Source organism: Vibrio sp. Isolate24 (genome assembly GCF_022398215.1).
In the GTDB taxonomy this organism is placed as follows: Bacteria; Pseudomonadota; Gammaproteobacteria; order Enterobacterales; family Vibrionaceae; genus Vibrio; species Vibrio coralliilyticus_A.
Map to the genome: position 1 here is coordinate 398,505 of NZ_JAKEUU010000001.1, position 15,593 is coordinate 414,097.

11 protein-coding genes are annotated in these 15,593 nt (G+C 44.0%); 7 read left to right on the plus strand and 4 right to left on the minus strand.

What is annotated here, in order from left to right; all coding sequences use genetic code 11:
• Positions 1-62: 62 nt before the first annotated feature.
• Entirely contained in the window at positions 63-1,688 is a 1,626-nt protein-coding gene (locus L1D23_RS01825) for an ABC transporter ATP-binding protein (protein WP_239863907.1), read from the minus strand.
• 14 nt (positions 1,689-1,702) lie between these two features.
• Entirely contained in the window at positions 1,703-2,197 is a 495-nt protein-coding gene (locus tag L1D23_RS01830; protein WP_239863909.1) for a hypothetical protein, read from the minus strand.
• Positions 2,198-2,411: 214 nt separating this feature from the next.
• Here L1D23_RS01830 and L1D23_RS01835 point away from each other — a divergent pair, with 214 nt between their 5' ends.
• Positions 2,412-4,772, plus strand: coding sequence for an ATP-binding protein (locus L1D23_RS01835; RefSeq protein ID WP_239863910.1), 2,361 nt, complete (start codon positions 2,412-2,414; stop codon positions 4,770-4,772).
• A gap of 38 nt (positions 4,773-4,810) precedes the next feature.
• On the opposite strand, the gene L1D23_RS01840 is transcribed toward L1D23_RS01835, so the two are convergent.
• A complete protein-coding gene (locus L1D23_RS01840) occupies positions 4,811-5,809 on the minus strand; it encodes a 2-hydroxyacid dehydrogenase (protein WP_239863911.1) in 999 nt (332 codons plus the stop codon).
• A gap of 309 nt (positions 5,810-6,118) precedes the next feature.
• Between L1D23_RS01840 and L1D23_RS01845 the strand changes: the two genes are divergently transcribed.
• The 6 genes from L1D23_RS01845 to L1D23_RS01870 all read left to right on the plus strand — a co-directional run bounded on the left by L1D23_RS01845 (position 6,119) and on the right by L1D23_RS01870 (position 14,088).
• Positions 6,119-7,756: a methyl-accepting chemotaxis protein gene (locus L1D23_RS01845; protein ID WP_239863912.1), complete on the plus strand. Its 1,638-nt coding sequence runs from the start codon at positions 6,119-6,121 to the stop codon at positions 7,754-7,756.
• Between the two features lie 58 nt (positions 7,757-7,814).
• Positions 7,815-8,333 (plus strand): NUDIX hydrolase, encoded by a 519-nt coding sequence (locus tag L1D23_RS01850; protein ID WP_239863913.1) that lies wholly within the window; start codon positions 7,815-7,817, stop codon positions 8,331-8,333.
• Between the two features lie 206 nt (positions 8,334-8,539).
• Positions 8,540-10,357 (plus strand): extracellular solute-binding protein, encoded by a 1,818-nt coding sequence (locus L1D23_RS01855; protein WP_239863914.1) that lies wholly within the window; start codon positions 8,540-8,542, stop codon positions 10,355-10,357.
• Positions 10,358-10,367: 10 nt separating this feature from the next.
• Positions 10,368-11,456 carry a microcin C ABC transporter permease YejB gene (locus L1D23_RS01860; RefSeq protein WP_239863915.1) on the plus strand — a complete coding sequence of 363 codons (1,089 nt, stop codon included), beginning with the start codon at positions 10,368-10,370 and terminating at the stop codon, positions 11,454-11,456.
• The gene (locus L1D23_RS01865; protein WP_239863917.1) at positions 11,456-12,493 is read left to right on the plus strand and encodes an ABC transporter permease; all 1,038 of its coding nucleotides are present in this window, start codon (positions 11,456-11,458) and stop codon (positions 12,491-12,493) included. The genes L1D23_RS01860 and L1D23_RS01865 overlap by 1 nt, the downstream gene beginning before the upstream one ends.
• Before the next feature lie 2 nt (positions 12,494-12,495).
• Positions 12,496-14,088, plus strand: coding sequence for an ABC transporter ATP-binding protein (locus L1D23_RS01870; RefSeq protein ID WP_239863919.1), 1,593 nt, complete (start codon positions 12,496-12,498; stop codon positions 14,086-14,088).
• Positions 14,089-14,183: 95 nt separating this feature from the next.
• Here the strand turns inward: L1D23_RS01870 and L1D23_RS01875 are convergent, their stop codons facing one another.
• Positions 14,184-15,503, minus strand: a complete 1,320-nt coding sequence (locus tag L1D23_RS01875; protein ID WP_239863920.1) for a diguanylate cyclase — start codon at positions 15,501-15,503, stop codon at positions 14,184-14,186.
• Between the last annotated feature and the right edge of the window lie 90 nt (positions 15,504-15,593).

Here is a 15,593-nt window from a genome sequence, read left to right on the forward strand (position 1 = left end):
CTCAAAACAAAAAGCCGATGCATCCTTGCATCGGCTTGTGTTGGCGGCCAAACCAATGTTAATTACGCGGCTACAACCTCTTCTTCGTCGAGATCAAACGACGCTTCAATGAGTTTCTTTGTATAGTCATTTTTCGGTGAGTGGAATATTTCATCCGCCGTGCCTTCTTCCATTACTTCGCCTTTCTGCATCACCAATACGCGGTCAGAAAGTGCTTTCACTACACTCAGATCGTGGCTGATAAATAGGAAGCCGATGTTGTGCTTTTTCTGAATATCTTTAAGCAGGTCGATAACGGTCAGCTGTACTGAGCGATCCAGTGCAGAAGTCGGCTCATCCAGCAGAATAAAAGAAGGTTCTAGGATCAAAGCCCGTGCAATTGCAATACGTTGACGTTGACCACCAGAGAACTCATGTGGGTAACGGTTGATTGAATGAGGATCAAGTCTTACCTCTTCTAGCGCCTTACGAGCACGCTGCATACGCTCAGAGCGGCCCATCTGAGGCTGATGTACTGTTAGACCTTCGGTAATGATATCACCGACAGTCATACGTGGGGATAGAGAACCATAAGGATCTTGAAAAACCATCTGAATGTCTTTTTTAAGCCCAAAGCGCTCTTTCTCACTCAGTGCCTTCACATCCTGACCTTTAAATTCAATGCCTCCCGTACAGGGCAGTAGCCCGATAAGTGCACGTCCTAGTGTCGATTTTCCTGAGCCAGACTCGCCGACAATACCTAAGGTCTCACCTTGCTTAAGCTCAAGAGAAATACCTTTAACCGCTTCAAAGTACTGGTTTTTCCTTTGAATGAAATGGGACTTTATCAGGAATTTAACGCGAATATCTTCTGCTTTTAGCAGAGGTGCAGCACTCTCTTCTATAGGGTCTTTACTTCCCTTAGGTATCGAGTTGATGAGCATTCTTGTGTAATCATGCTGAGGATCGTTAAACAGTGCCTGACATTGCCCCTCTTCAACCACATCTCCTTTACACATGACGATGACACGATCTGCTAGGTGCTTTACAACACCAAGATCGTGAGTAATAAAGAGAATCGCCATACCCATTTTTTCTTGGATCTCTTTAATTAGGTTAAGCACTTCTGCCTGTACAGTAACGTCGAGTGCAGTGGTTGGCTCGTCAGCAATAAGAATGTCTGGTTCGTTGATCAATGCCATCGCAATCATGATGCGCTGTAGCTGACCGCCTGAGAACTCATGAGGATACTTTGTGTAAGCTTGCTCTGGGTTTGGGAGGTGAACAAGGTTAAACAACTCTAATACTTTCTGTTTTGCTTGAGAACGAGAAACAGGACGGTGGCACATGATGGCTTCCGCCACCTGAATACCTACGCGCATAAATGGATTAAGTGAAGTCATGGGCTCTTGGAAAATCATTCCAATGCGGTCACCACGAATAGACTGCATTCCCTTCTCCGCTTTATCAACGAGTTGTTCACCTTCGAAAATGATGCTTGATTGAGCGTGAACAATGGCATTATTTGGTAGTAATTGCATCAAAGCGTTGGTTGAAACGGATTTTCCGCTTCCCGATTCACCTACGATGGCGAGCGTTTCTCCTGGAAACAGCTCAAAATTAACATCCTTTACCGCGTCAACAATTCCGTCATTAGTAGTAAAGCTGACAGAGAGGTTTTCTACCTCAAGAATTGGCTTCTGTGACATTTGCATTCCTTGTATTAATTTATTGAGTGAGAGCTTTCCATTGCACTGCCATAGCTCTTTAATGTCGCAAAGTGGTGGTGGGCTTTCTGAACTTGCTCAAACTCCAACATCCACTGTGCATTACGCTGAGCACTACAAAATGCGCCCATATGGCGTAAAAGATCCTCACAGTTTTTATCTAGAATCTGGTGGGTGGCTTGAACCAATTCAGTAGGCTCAATCGACAGAAACTGAAGCAAAGCATAACTTTGGTTGAGCAAATCGAAGGCATTATGATACTGCCCCATTTTATTTAGGATCTCAGATTGAGAGATGGCTGCATCACGTAAGCCGGTCAATAAACAACTGAATTGGCATGGTTTGATTTGGTCATCACTGAGCGCACTTTGAATGTGCGTAGGTAAATGATGCAGAACCTGATCGTACAAATAGTGTGCTTCTGGCCAATGACCTTGTTCTAATAACTGCTCAGCTTTGAGGTAATGTGTCCAGCACTGTTGTAGATCCATGTTCAAATACTCCACCAAAATTGTAACAATGCACATTTAAATGCAATTTATTATCTATTGCAAATGGTTATCATTTAAAATATGTTTGACGTCATAATTGATGGATATTTAATCAGTTGAACTCTAATAGTACCTAAGTCACTAAAATATATAAAAAACTGGCCTACACTAGGTCGTTATAGAGTGGATGAAAAATAACAATAAGGAAAGAAAGATGGCAATTCAACGGCTTGAATCGAGCCAGCTGTACCATGCTGCGGAGCTGGAAATGCTACCGAGTAAGTCTACAAAAGAGCTGGCACCCATTGACGAAATCGTCGGTCAAGAACGCGCCCAGAAGGCGGTAGAATTCGCAATGTCCATTAAGGAAAAGGGCTACAACATCTACGCCATTGGCCAGAACGGCCTTGGTAAGCGAACCATGATTTTACGTTACCTTAATCGCCACCAGCATGACGTAAAAGCACTCTATGATTGGTGTTATGTGGCAAACTTTGATGATATTAGAACACCAAAAGTACTTGCACTGCCTTGTGGTATTGGTAGCCAGCTAAAGCAAGACATTGAAAAGTTAATGTCAAAACTGGTGAATGCTATCCCATTAGCGTTTGATAATGAGCTGTATTACAGCCGTGCTGATAAACTCAAAAATCAGTTGGCCCAAAAGCAGGAAGCTGAACTGGCAGTGATCACCAAAGAAGCGAAAGCGAAAGGCATTAGCCTGACCATCACTAACCAAGGTGATTATCAGTTTGTGGCCATGAATGGCGAAGAGATGCACACCGAAGAGTCTTTTGAAGAGCTGACAAAGAAAGAGCAAGAGTATTTTGGCTCAACCATTGACGAGCTTGAAATCAAGCTAAGAGATATGGTTCGTCAGTTGACCGAGTGGGAAGAAGCATACAGTGAGAAAATCAAGAAGTTGAATGATGAGGTGACTTTAGAAGTCATCACACACTTTATCAAGCAATTGAAAAAGGATTATTCTGGTTACGCGGAAATTAAAGCGTATTTGACGGAACTCCAGAAAGACATTGTTGAAAACGCAGATATTTTTCTTGAACAAAGTGGAGAGCAAGGTGAAGTTGCCACGGCATCATTGGATAAGAAACTCCCTCGTCGCTACAAGGTTAATGTCCTTGTAAGCCGTAAAGGTGACGAATTCCCAATCGTTGTTGAAGAGAATCCCAACTACCACAGCTTGTTTGGTTACATTGAAACGGCAACGTTTAAAGGAACTGTATTTACAGATTTCTCTTTAATACGCCCTGGTAGCCTGCACAAAGCGAATGGCGGCGTGTTACTTATGGATGCTCAAAAGGTATTAGAGCAACCCTATGTCTGGGATGGGATCAAGCGAGCATTGAGAGCACGCAAGCTGAGCTTTACCTCGCTAGAAAAAGAAGTGACACTCACTGGCGCGGTTTCCTTGGATCCGGAGCCGATTCCATTGGACGTGAAAATTATCTTATTTGGTGACTATCGCACATACCAATTACTTCAACATTATGACCCAGAATTCAGCGAGCTATTCCGTGTGACGGCAGATTTCGAAGACGAAATGAGTCGTAGCCCAGAGTCTGAGCTTCATTATGCTCGCTTTATCTCCAGTGTTGTGAATGATAACAACATGCTGCACTGTGATAAAAAAGCCATAGCTCGAATTATAGAGCACAGCTCTCGGTTATCCGGTGATCAAACTAAATTGTCACTGCACTCTGCTAACATCGCGAATCTTATTCGTGAGTCCAACTACGTAGCGCGTCAGGCTAACTCAAACATGATTCGCGCAAGCCATGTTGAAGAGGCTCTGGCTAACCAAGAACTGAGAGTTAGCCGACTCAAAGATAGTGTGATGGAAGGCTTCATTAACGGTACCACCTTACTTCAGACTGCAGGTCAAGCTGTAGGGCAAGTTAACGCGCTTTCAGTGTTAAGTACCAGTGAGTATATGTTTGGCGCACCAAACCGGATTACCGCGACCACTTGCTATGGTGATGGTGAAGTCATTGATATTGAGCGAAGTGTAGATTTAGGTGGTAGCATTCACTCCAAAGGTGTCATGATCCTGACCGCCTATCTTTCATCGGTATTCGGTAAAACCGCAAAAGTCCCTCTCAAGACGACCATTACTTTTGAACAATCATACGGTGGAGTGGATGGCGACAGTGCCAGCATGGCAGAGTTCTGCGCTGTGGTATCGGCATTTTCTAAGCAGGCAAATCGACAAGACATCGCCATTACTGGCTCGATGAACCAGTTTGGGGAAGCTCAGCCTATCGGTGGGGTTAATGAGAAAATTGAAGGCTTCTTTGACGTGTGTAGCATTAAAGGACGAAGTGAGACACAAGGCGTTATCATACCAAGAGCCAACATGCACAATCTGATGTTACGTTCAGATGTTGTTAAGGCGGTAGAGCGAGGGGAGTTTCAAATCTGGGCTATTGATCATGTTACAGAAGCGATAGAACTGTTCATGGGCAAGCCTGCAGGCGAAGCCAGTGATGAGGGAAGTTACCCGATAGATACGGTTTTTGGCATAGCACAAGCCAAACTGAATGCATTAAGGAAATAAAAAAGAAAGGGCTTTCATATGAAAGCCCTTTTTAATCGTTACAACTCTAGCAGCTCATTACCTGAGCGCTTTGCTTCACTGAATGCAGCAATATTACCCAGCGTTGTATCTGCAATGTTGCCTAACGCTTCGTCCGTCAGGAACGCCTGATGACCAGTAAACAGTACATTGTGACACGCCGATAAACGGCGGAAAACGTCATCGACAATCACATCGTTGGATTTATCACGGAAAAACAGTTCTTTCTCGTTTTCGTATACATCCAGGCCCAGAGCACCGATTCGACCTGTTTTAAGAGATTCAATAGCCGCGGCAGCATCAAGTAATCCGCCACGGCTGGTATTGATGATCATGACGCCATCTTTCATTTGTTCAAAAGCTTTTTCATCAAGCAGATGATAGTTTTCTTCTGACATTGGACAATGGAGTGTGATGATGTCACTTTTCTGGAAAAGTGCTTCTTTTGAGCAGTAGCTTGCCCCAAGTTCAATGGCGAGTGGGTTTTCAAACGGGTCCAAGCAGAGGATATTCATACCGAGTCCCTTCAGGATGCGCATCGTAGCAATCCCTATTTTACCGGTACCAATTACACCGACAGTTTTACCGTGAAAGTTAAAGCCAACTAAGCCGTCTAAGGAGAAGTTGGCATCACGGGTACGTTGATAAGCCTTATGGAAACGGCGATTCAGGCTCATCATTAGGCCAACCGTATGTTCGGCTACCGATTCTGGAGAATAGGCTGGAACACGAACCACTTGAATGCCAAGACGTTTTGCAGTGTTGAGATCAACGCGATCAAAACCAGCGCAGCGCATCGCAATTAACTTTACGCCCTGTTCTGCAAGTGCTTCGAACACTGGGGTGGATAAATCATCGTTTACGAAAGCGCAGACTACTGTACAACCGTGTGCCATTTTGGCGGTCTTCTTAGTTAGCTGAAATTCATGGAAGTGGAGAGCAAATCCATATTGTTTATTAACTTTAGCGAAAGATGCTTCGTCGTAAGACTTAGCACTAAATACAGCGACATCTAACATGATGGGCCTCTCTCAAAATATTACGGGAGGAAATAAAACTGACTCTATTGAACCGTGATTTAAGAAAAAATTAAACCACAAATATTTTATGGCAAATGAAACACTTATATTCGTCAGGTGCTTGTAGTGACTTTTTTGTTATTAATAAAAATGTTTGCAATGTTTGGCCTATTTTCATCTCAAGGTCACTTTTTTACTGCTAAAGTGGTATTTATAAATTAAATGACTCTTAGCTTATTAATCATCGTGTTAAACGAGGGTTAGGCTAGGAGTTGATGAGGTTTTGTTCTCCGGCTAGGAAATATGGATATGATTAAACAAAGGCTTTCTGAAGTGTCCATAGCAGCACGAGCGTGGTCTATATTAGGCTTGTTTGCTATTGGTTTATTTGCGAATACTCTCCTCAACATTGCCCAGTCTCGGGAGCACATGCGTGAAAATTATGAACGTGGTGTCTCAACTTTGGTGGAATCAGCTTCCGGTGTCGTCAAACATTATTATCAACTTTATCAGGCGGGTCAGCTTTCGGAAAGTGAAGCTCAGGGTCGAGCTCTGCAAACTATCTCTTCAATGCGCTTTGATGGTGACAATTATATTTTCGTCGGTGACTCTAATGGAGTGCAACTTGCCAGCGGAGTACTCTCCTTGCTGGGTAAAAATATTCTTGGCTTAAAAGACAGTGAAGGTAAGTTTTTCGTTCAGGATCTTTATCAGGTTGCTCAAAACGGCGGCGGGTTTGTTGACTACAGCTGGAAAAATCCAGACAGTGAAAAAACGGACCCGAAAACCAGTTACGCTCTGATGTTTCAACCATGGGGGTGGATGATCGGTTCTGGTATGAATATGGTTGCTTTGCAGGAAGATATGCATCGTTCTGAGGTCGCATCGGCAGGCTACGCCATCGGCATCCTCTCGATTCTTTCTATCGCAATTGGCTTTTTCATCAAAACCATCACATCTCCAATCAAACGCACGGTTCGGGCGATGAAAACTCTTTCTAAAGGGGAGGGCGATCTGACTCAGCGACTTCCTGAAGAGGGTAGTAAGGAGTTGGTGCTTCTGGCTCGTTACTTCAACCAGTTTGTCGCTTCTGTACAAGGGATTATGCTCAGTATTAGCGACTCGGGTAGCCAGGTTTCTAGTGCTGCCAATCAGCTCGCTAATTCCGTTCACCATATTGACGACAGCCTGAATCAACAACAAACCGATGTCGACATGTTAGCAACGGCTATGACCGAAATGTTAGCAACCGTAGAGGAGGTTGCGGCTCGCACAGTAGAAGCGAACGATGCCAGTCGTTTAGCTGCGCAAGAAGCCAATCATAGCCACACAATCATTGATAAAAATGTCCAAGAAGCTAACGAACTTGCCGAGCAGATACAGTCTGCCAGCCAAGTTGTCCAAAAACTGGCCTCAGATGCTCGCAACGTTGATACGGTTCTTGAAGTGATTCGAGGCGTGGCTGAGCAGACCAATCTACTGGCGCTGAATGCTGCCATTGAAGCGGCGAGGGCGGGTGAACAAGGACGTGGATTTGCTGTGGTGGCGGATGAAGTAAGAAGTTTATCTTTACGTACACATGAGTCTACCTTGGAGATTCAAAACATTGTTGAGAAACTGCAGGTGGGCGCGGAGAATGTGGTTAAAGTGATGGACCAAGGTACAGCGAAAGCTACCAATGCTTCTGAGCTTTCAAGTCAAGCAGGTGAAGCGCTAAATAAGATCAATAAAGAAGTTCATACCATAGAAGAGATGAATCAACATATTGCTACGGCCGCAGAAGAGCAGACAGTAACGGTCAATGACATAAATCGCAATGTTGTGAGTCTGAGTGATATGGCCTCGACCGTTTCGAGTGAGTCTGCGCAAATGGCCAGTTCTAGTAAAGAGCTCGGGCGTGTGTCAGACGGCTTAATGGCAATGATCAATCGGTTTAAACTCGCCTAGCTTGAGGCATCAGGGTGATGTGGTAGAATCGCGGCAAATTTTTCAATGCAAAGACTTCATGCGACACCTTAAAACAGCCATTCACCCTGATATTGATCATCTTGATGATAAAACCGTTTTCCAGCGTAAAGCTGCAAGAGCGATTGTCGTCGATGGTGAAGATATCCTCCTGTTATACACTGAGCGCTATCATGACTACACTATCCCTGGTGGTGGTATTGATGATGGTGAAGACATTATCGCAGGTCTGGTGCGTGAACTTCAGGAAGAGACAGGCGCGCAAAACATTCATAACATAAAGCCATATGGTATCTATGAAGAGTTTCGTCCTTGGTACAAAGACGACGCTGATGTAATGCACATGCACTCTTATTGCTACACCTGTAAAGTCGATCGTGAGTTAGGTCAAACCGCGTACGAAGACTACGAGATAAAGAATGGTATGAAAGCGGTTTGGTTGAACATTCATCAAGCGATCGCCCACAATGAAAAAACGATCGCTGAAAGCCCGAAAAAAGGCATGAGCATTGAACGTGAGACATTCTTGTTACACATGATTGCCAAGGAAATGCTTTAAAAGATCACTAACCCCAAAGCCTGCTTGATTCAGCAGGCTTTCATTTCTCTCTATCGAATAACTTTCCCTCTGTTATTAGCATATCCTTCGTGAACTCTGCGATAGGTTTCAACTGAACGCCTATACTTATTCAAGTAATTGAATTATTAATATTAATTAATAGTATAGTGTGAAAAGAATTGCGAATTCAGCCGAGGGAACAGGGAATGACAAGAATGCGCCACGCCCTATTAGGGGCAATGATTGCGAGTTTAAGCTCAATCGGATATGCAAAAGTAATTGAGACAACCAGTTTGGTTGGGTTTGGCGAAGCTAAGTATCCACAAGACTTCACTCATTTTGATTATGTGAACCCAGAAGCGCCAAAATACGGCAAAATCACTTATGGTCAAGTCGGCACATACGACAATTTCAACCGTTTTGCTTCAAGAGGTGTTGCTGCTGCAGCGACAGCAGAGCTTTATGACACCTTGATGTTTAAACCTAATGATGAAATCGATACTTACTACCCACTGATCGCTGAGCGAGTCAGGTATTCGGACGACTACACTTGGCTTGAATTGGATATCAATCCTAAGGCGCGATTCCACGATGGTGAGCCGATCACCGCGCATGATGTCGCATTTACATTTGATAAATTTATGAAAGAAGGCGTGCCGCAGTATCGGGTGTATTACAAAGATATTAAATCTGTTACCGCCAAAAACGATATGACGGTTCGTATAGAAATGGCCACGCCGAATCGCGAAAAAATGTTCAGTTTTGCCCAATCAACCCGTGTGTTACCAGAACACTTTTGGAAGGATAAGACCTTCTCCGAACCTTTATCAACCCCACCAGTCGGCAGTTCCGCGTATAAAATCATCGATTACAAGTCTGGTCAGAGTGTGACTTATTCGTTAGTGGATGACTATTGGGCGAAAGATCTCCCAGTGAATGTTGGGAGAAATAACTTTAAGCAAGTTCAATACGATTACTATCGGGATGATACGGTTATGCTAGAAGCTTTTAAAGCCGGAGAGTTTGACTTCCGCTTAGAAAGTTCAGCGAAGTTTTGGGCCAACTCTTATACCGGTGTGAATTTCGATAGGGGCTACATCATTAAAGAGGAAATTCCTCATCAGAAGCCTGAAAATACGCAAGCATTTGTGTTCAACATTCGAAGTGAAGTCTTCAAAGATGTTCGAGTTCGCGAGGCATTGACTTATGCGATGGATTTCGAATGGATGAACAAGAACATGTTCTATGGCCAATATACTCGTACACGTAGTTACTTCCAGAATACTGATTATGAAGCGAAAGGTCTGCCAAGTGCAGAGGAGTTAACCGTTTTAGAGCCTTTTAAAGATCAAATTCCACCGCGAGTGTTTACCGAAGAGTATCAACCACCAGTCACGGATGGCTCAGGACGGATTCGTTCGCAAATGAGAACTGCGTTCAAACTGTTAAAAGATGCAGGTTGGGAGTTAAAGAATAAGGTCTTAACCAATACTAAAACAGGTCAGCCTTTCTCCTTTGAACTATTGATCTATAGCCCTACCGCTGAACGTATTGCGATCCCGGTACAGAAAAATATGAAGCGTCTGGGTATTGATATGAAAATACGTTCTGTTGATACCACTCAATATATCAAACGACTGCGTGACCGTGACTTTGATATGGTCTCTTCGTCGTATTCTGCAAACCCTTATCCGAGTCCGAACCTGATGATTGTCTGGAACTCTAACTACATAGATTCGACTTACAACACGGCAGGTGTTATTGACCCTGTGGTCGATAGTTTGACGATGCAGATATCGAAAAAGCAGCAAGACCCAGACGCATTACTTGCGTTAGGACGTGCACTGGATCGTGTGTTGCAGTGGAATTTTTATATTATTCCTCAATGGCACGTAAGTGAATATCGTGTGGCGATGTGGGATAAGTTTGAGCGGCCGACCACAATGCCAAGATACGATTTAGGCGTCGATACTTGGTGGATCTCCAAAGAGAAAGCCGAAAAACTTCCTGAAAAACGACGCTAGTGAGGGATAGATGGCTGCCTATATATTTCGTCGCTTACTTTTGGTGATCCCCACACTGTGGGCGATCATCACCATCAATTTCTTTATCATCCAAATTGCACCAGGTGGCCCTGTTGAGCAGGCAATTGCACAGCTTGAAGGTCATAGCTCTGGGATCATGGAGCGCTTTGCTGGTGGCGGGAGCGAAGTCGAATTGGACGTAGGAAGTGATGCAACAGCAAGTGGTTATAAAGGTTCGCGTGGCTTAGATCCAGAAGTCGTGGAGGAAATCAAAAAGCAGTTTGGATTCGATAAGCCGCTCCATGAACGCTACTTTGATATGCTCAAAAACTACGCCACTTTTAACTTTGGAGATAGCTTGTTCAAAGGTGGAAATGTGATCGACTTGATTGTTGAACGGCTACCTGTGTCAGTTTCTCTTGGCTTATGGAGTACCTTGATTATTTATTTAATCTCCATCCCATTGGGGATAATGAAAGCCATTCATCACGGTTCCAGGTTTGATATTTGGTCGAGTGCCGTGGTCATTGTCGGCTATGCGATTCCGGGCTTTTTGTTTGCCATCATCTTAATTATCTTGTTTGCCAGTGGGAATTACTTTAGCTGGTTCCCGCTAAGAGGCCTCGTCTCCAGCAACTTTGACCAGTTGGCTTGGTATGATCAAATTATTGATTACTTTTGGCATCTTACCTTGCCAATTCTGGCGATGGTGATTGGTGGTTTTGCAACGTTAAGTATGCTGACTAAAAACTCTTTCCTTGATGAAATCAATAAGCAATACGTTGTCACAGCTCGAGCCAAAGGTCTTGATGAGAGAAGTATTCTTTATAAACATGTGTTTCGTAACGCCATGCTGATCATTATTGCAGGCTTCCCAGCCGCATTTATCAGCATTTTCTTCACAGGCTCAATGCTGATTGAAGTGATGTTCTCCTTAGAAGGGATCGGCCTGCTGGGTTTTGAGTCGACAATCCAACGTGACTATCCCGTGGTGTTTAGCTCGTTATACATCATGACGCTGCTTGGTCTTATTTTGAGTATTATTTCCGATTTAACCTATACCTGGGTTGACCCAAGAATTGATTTTGAGGCGCGTTAATGCTGACAAAGAAAAGACGTAACCCGTTAAATGAAGTGCGCTGGCAGAGGTTTCGGGCCAATAAACGTGGCTATTGGTCTTTGTGGATCTTTATGGTCTTGTTTGTGATCAGCTTGTTTGCGGAACTGATCGCGAATGACAAACCGCTGCTAGTCGAATATGAAGGCACATGGTATTACCCTATCGCCACGCAGTACGCCGAGACGGAGTTTGGTGGAGAGTTTGAGACAGAAGCTGATTACACTGACCCATACGTGATTGAGTTGATTGAGGAAAAAGGCTACATCATTTGGCCTCTGATTCGGTTTAGCTACGATACCATCAATTACAACATCTCAGGTTCGGTTCCTTCTGCTCCAGATCACGTTAACTGGCTCGGCACGGATGATAAAGGTCGGGACGTCTTGGCGAGAATTATTTATGGTTTCAGGATTTCTGTCTTGTTTGGTTTCGTCCTTACCATTATTTCCAGTGTTATTGGTGCCATTGTTGGTGCAACTCAAGGCTATTATGGCGGTTGGCTAGATTTGTTAGGGCAGCGGTTTATCGAGGTTTGGTCGGGGATGCCGACACTCTTTCTTCTCATTATCCTTTCCAGCTTTGTTGAACCCAATTTCTGGTGGTTACTTGGGATCATGGCACTGTTTAGTTGGATGAGCTTAGTAGGAGTTGTGAGAGCTGAGTTTTTGCGCTGTAGAAACTTTGATTACGTGAGGGCTGCCCAGGCATTGGGTGTTAATGATAGCCGCATAATGAGCCGCCATATGTTACCTAATGCCATGGTTGCTTCACTGACGATGATGCCTTTTATCTTATCGGGCTCTGTTACTACACTCACGTCACTCGACTTTCTTGGCTTTGGCCTTCCTGCTGGCTCTCCATCTTTGGGAGAATTGTTAGCGCAGGGGAAAGCGAACTTACAAGCGCCTTGGCTCGGCTTTTCTGCTTTCTTTGTCTTGTCAGTCATGTTGACTCTACTCGTTTTTGTCGGTGAAGCGGTTCGCGACGCCTTTGACCCGCACCATCAGGGAAGCTAACCATGATTAGAAAAGTATTAACTATTGATGGGTTGTCAGTCGGATTTGGCCGTGGGAAAGAGGTCGAACAAGTTACTCATCGGGTCTCTTTTTCGATTAATCAGGGTGAAACCCTAGCGTTAGTTGGCGAAAGTGGCTCTGGAAAGTCCGTTACAGCTAACTCGGTATTAAAGCTCTTACCCAAGGGCTCTTCTCACTATTTAGAAGGCAGTATTCACTTTGATGGTATAGACATTCTGAATTGTTCTGAGCGACAGCTAAGAGGCATTCGGGGTGGTAGAATCGGTATGATTTTCCAAGAGCCTATGGTATCGCTCAACCCACTGCATAAAGTCGGTAAGCAGCTGGTGGAAACGCTAGCGATTCACCGTGGTGTTCGGCAGAAGAAAGCTGAAGCTTTGGCTATTGAATGGCTGGGTAAAGTAGGAATCCGTAACCCAGATGTAAAAATTAATGCCTATCCACATGAGTTATCAGGGGGTGAGAGACAGCGTGTCATGATTGCAATGGCTCTCATCAACGAACCTGAGCTATTGATTGCTGATGAACCCACGACTGCCCTTGATGTATCAGTACAGACACAAATTCTAGACCTCCTAAAAGAGCTGCAGCAAGAGCTAGGCATGGCCATGTTATTCATTACCCATGACTTAAGTATTGTGCGGCGTATTGCTGACCGTGTCGCTGTGATGCAAAATGGTAAGCTGGTTGAAGAGGCTGACTGCAAGTCTCTATTTTCCACTCCCCAGCACCCCTATACACAAAAGCTGATCAACTCGGATCCAAGAGGTTTACCCGTCGAAGTTCCGGTTGATTCAAGTGGCCTTTTGTCTGTTGATAATCTCCGAGTTTGGTTCCCAATTACCGGCGGCCTATTTAAACGTGTGGCATCGCATATCAAAGCGGTAACCGATATGAAGTTTGATCTTAAACGCGGACACTCCATTGGCTTAGTCGGAGAAAGCGGATCTGGCAAGTCGACAACAGGAATGGCTATTTTGCGTCTTGTTCACTCTGAAGGTTCGATTTCCTACCAACAACAAGAGTTACAAGGCTTGGATCGCAAAGGAATGCTGCCGTATCGCAGTAAAATGCAGGTAGTGTTTCAGGACCCGTTTTCAGCACTTAATCCGCGAATGTCTGTGGCTCAGGTCATTGGAGAAGGGCTACGTGTCCACCAAGACTATGACGATGAGACGGTCGATAGAATGATTTGTGATGTGATGGAAGAAGTGGACCTTGATCCGGAAACCCGCTTTCGCTATCCAAACGAGTTTTCAGGAGGCCAACGGCAGCGAATTGCAATTGCAAGAGCGTTGATTTTAAAGCCAGAGTTTATTTTATTGGATGAACCTACTTCCTCTCTAGATCGAACTGTCCAAGCACAGGTACTGGACTTGCTCAAATCTTTGCAGGAAAAGTATCGTTTAACTTATCTCTTTATAAGCCATGACTTGAATGTGGTTAAATCTCTGTGTCATTACACCATAGTGATGAAACAAGGAGAGATTGTTGAACAAGGAGAAACTGCGGATCTATTCCATAACCCGAAGCGGGAGTACACCAAAGAACTGGTGGAACTATCCAGTTTTTAACCATGCTAACTAGATGTGGCGACAAAGAGGCTGCATGCAGACCGCCTCTTTGTCTAAACGGTTTTAATCGTTTTGTACAGGTTTGAAAGCGCTGACTAAGTATTTGCGTAAACGGCATTTCGACCATTTTGCTTTGCTTGATACAGAAGCTCATCGGCGCGTTTAAGAGATTGCGATAGTGTACCTGAGTAAGGGTATAGTCCCCCAGAAATGGTCACCTTAGGTGCTTGAGTAAACTGGGATACATCCATGCGTATACGATTCATGGCTTGTTGTGCATCTTGCATGGAGGCTGTCCGGATCAGTATGACAAACTCTTCACCCCCAATTCTAAATGCATAGTCTGAAACGCGGATACGTGACTTGATAATAGATGCGACTCGTTTGATCACTTGGTCTCCGACATCATGGCCGTATTTGTCATTGACGGATTTAAAATGGTCTATGTCGAAAATACCCAAGTAGTAATTGCCATTAGCGAGATTTTGCCTTTCTACTTTCTGTAAATAGTGTCGGTTGTACAAGCCAGAAAGTTGGTCGGTGTAAGTGATTTTGCTTAACTCTCGTCGTTCTTGCCTTAACTTGTACAAGTAGTACGAAGCACCAATACTCACGCCCAGAAGAATCATAATTAAATACAGATACTTAGGAATAAACTCATCTTTTCCTATCACTTTCATCAGGTAGTAAGGTTTATTGCCAAAAAAGCCAATATTACGATAGATGAAGTAGAGTTCATCTTGTTCGAGAATACCTTCAGAACGTTGAGTTCTGCTTAGATCCCGCCAAACGGTCGAGTATGAATCGGATAGGTATTGGTAGCGTTCAATCGACGGGTGAGAGCTTGAGTAGATAAACCCACTCTCATCTGCAAGGAGGATATCTTTTCTACTGGTGCTGTTGAACTCGCTCATATTGATGTCGACAACCAAATAGCCTATGTGTTTTGAGCCCTGATAAATAGGCGCAAACTCTGTGAGAAGACCCAAATCAGGCTGATAGAGAATTTGAAGTAAATCAGCATTGAGGCTAGAGGCGTAAAAAGGCGTGTAGGAATCGATTAAGTTTTTATATCGATAGCTGTGTTCTGGGTTTTTGGTGACGATTTCTATTTTGTCGATCAAATCTTGATTGGTAAGCAAGTGCCTGATCACATCATTGAATGGCTCAGGGTGTTCAAAGTAGTTTTGCGCAAGCTGGGTTTTACGTAGGGCTAGGTAGTTACTGACTTGTTGTTTTCGAAGCTTCAGTGTTTCATCGATGGCTTTGAGTTGGAAAGAGATATCTTGTTTTTGTGCGTCTTTAATGAAACTCAGAGGAGTATTGATCGCGAAGACAGCAATGAGCATGATGGCCAGACATTTAAGCTCAATATTGCCGTTAGAGCGGGGAGACTTACTGTAATGGAGAATCATTGCTTGTATTTAATTTGGTCGAATTATCATCAAGAAAGTTGATGTTATTGAGCATTGTCACAAAAGTCTATTTCCCATGGTGAACCTTTT

What these genes read in the sequence shown, in the direction of transcription:
- L1D23_RS01840 (WP_239863911.1), bottom strand. Translation starts at nt 5,809, where the DNA reads ATGTTAGATGTCGCTGTATTTAGTGCTAAGTCTTACGACGAAGCATCT.
- L1D23_RS01830 (WP_239863909.1), bottom strand. Translation starts at nt 2,197, where the DNA reads ATGGATCTACAACAGTGCTGGACACATTACCTCAAAGCTGAGCAGTTA.
- L1D23_RS01870 (WP_239863919.1), top strand. Translation starts at nt 12,496, where the DNA reads ATGATTAGAAAAGTATTAACTATTGATGGGTTGTCAGTCGGATTTGGC.
- L1D23_RS01825 (WP_239863907.1), bottom strand. Translation starts at nt 1,688, where the DNA reads ATGTCACAGAAGCCAATTCTTGAGGTAGAAAACCTCTCTGTCAGCTTT.
- L1D23_RS01845 (WP_239863912.1), top strand. Translation starts at nt 6,119, where the DNA reads ATGATTAAACAAAGGCTTTCTGAAGTGTCCATAGCAGCACGAGCGTGG.
- L1D23_RS01835 (WP_239863910.1), top strand. Translation starts at nt 2,412, where the DNA reads ATGGCAATTCAACGGCTTGAATCGAGCCAGCTGTACCATGCTGCGGAG.
- L1D23_RS01855 (WP_239863914.1), top strand. Translation starts at nt 8,540, where the DNA reads ATGACAAGAATGCGCCACGCCCTATTAGGGGCAATGATTGCGAGTTTA.
- L1D23_RS01875 (WP_239863920.1), bottom strand. Translation starts at nt 15,503, where the DNA reads ATGATTCTCCATTACAGTAAGTCTCCCCGCTCTAACGGCAATATTGAG.
- L1D23_RS01865 (WP_239863917.1), top strand. Translation starts at nt 11,456, where the DNA reads ATGCTGACAAAGAAAAGACGTAACCCGTTAAATGAAGTGCGCTGGCAG.
- L1D23_RS01850 (WP_239863913.1), top strand. Translation starts at nt 7,815, where the DNA reads ATGCGACACCTTAAAACAGCCATTCACCCTGATATTGATCATCTTGAT.
- L1D23_RS01860 (WP_239863915.1), top strand. Translation starts at nt 10,368, where the DNA reads ATGGCTGCCTATATATTTCGTCGCTTACTTTTGGTGATCCCCACACTG.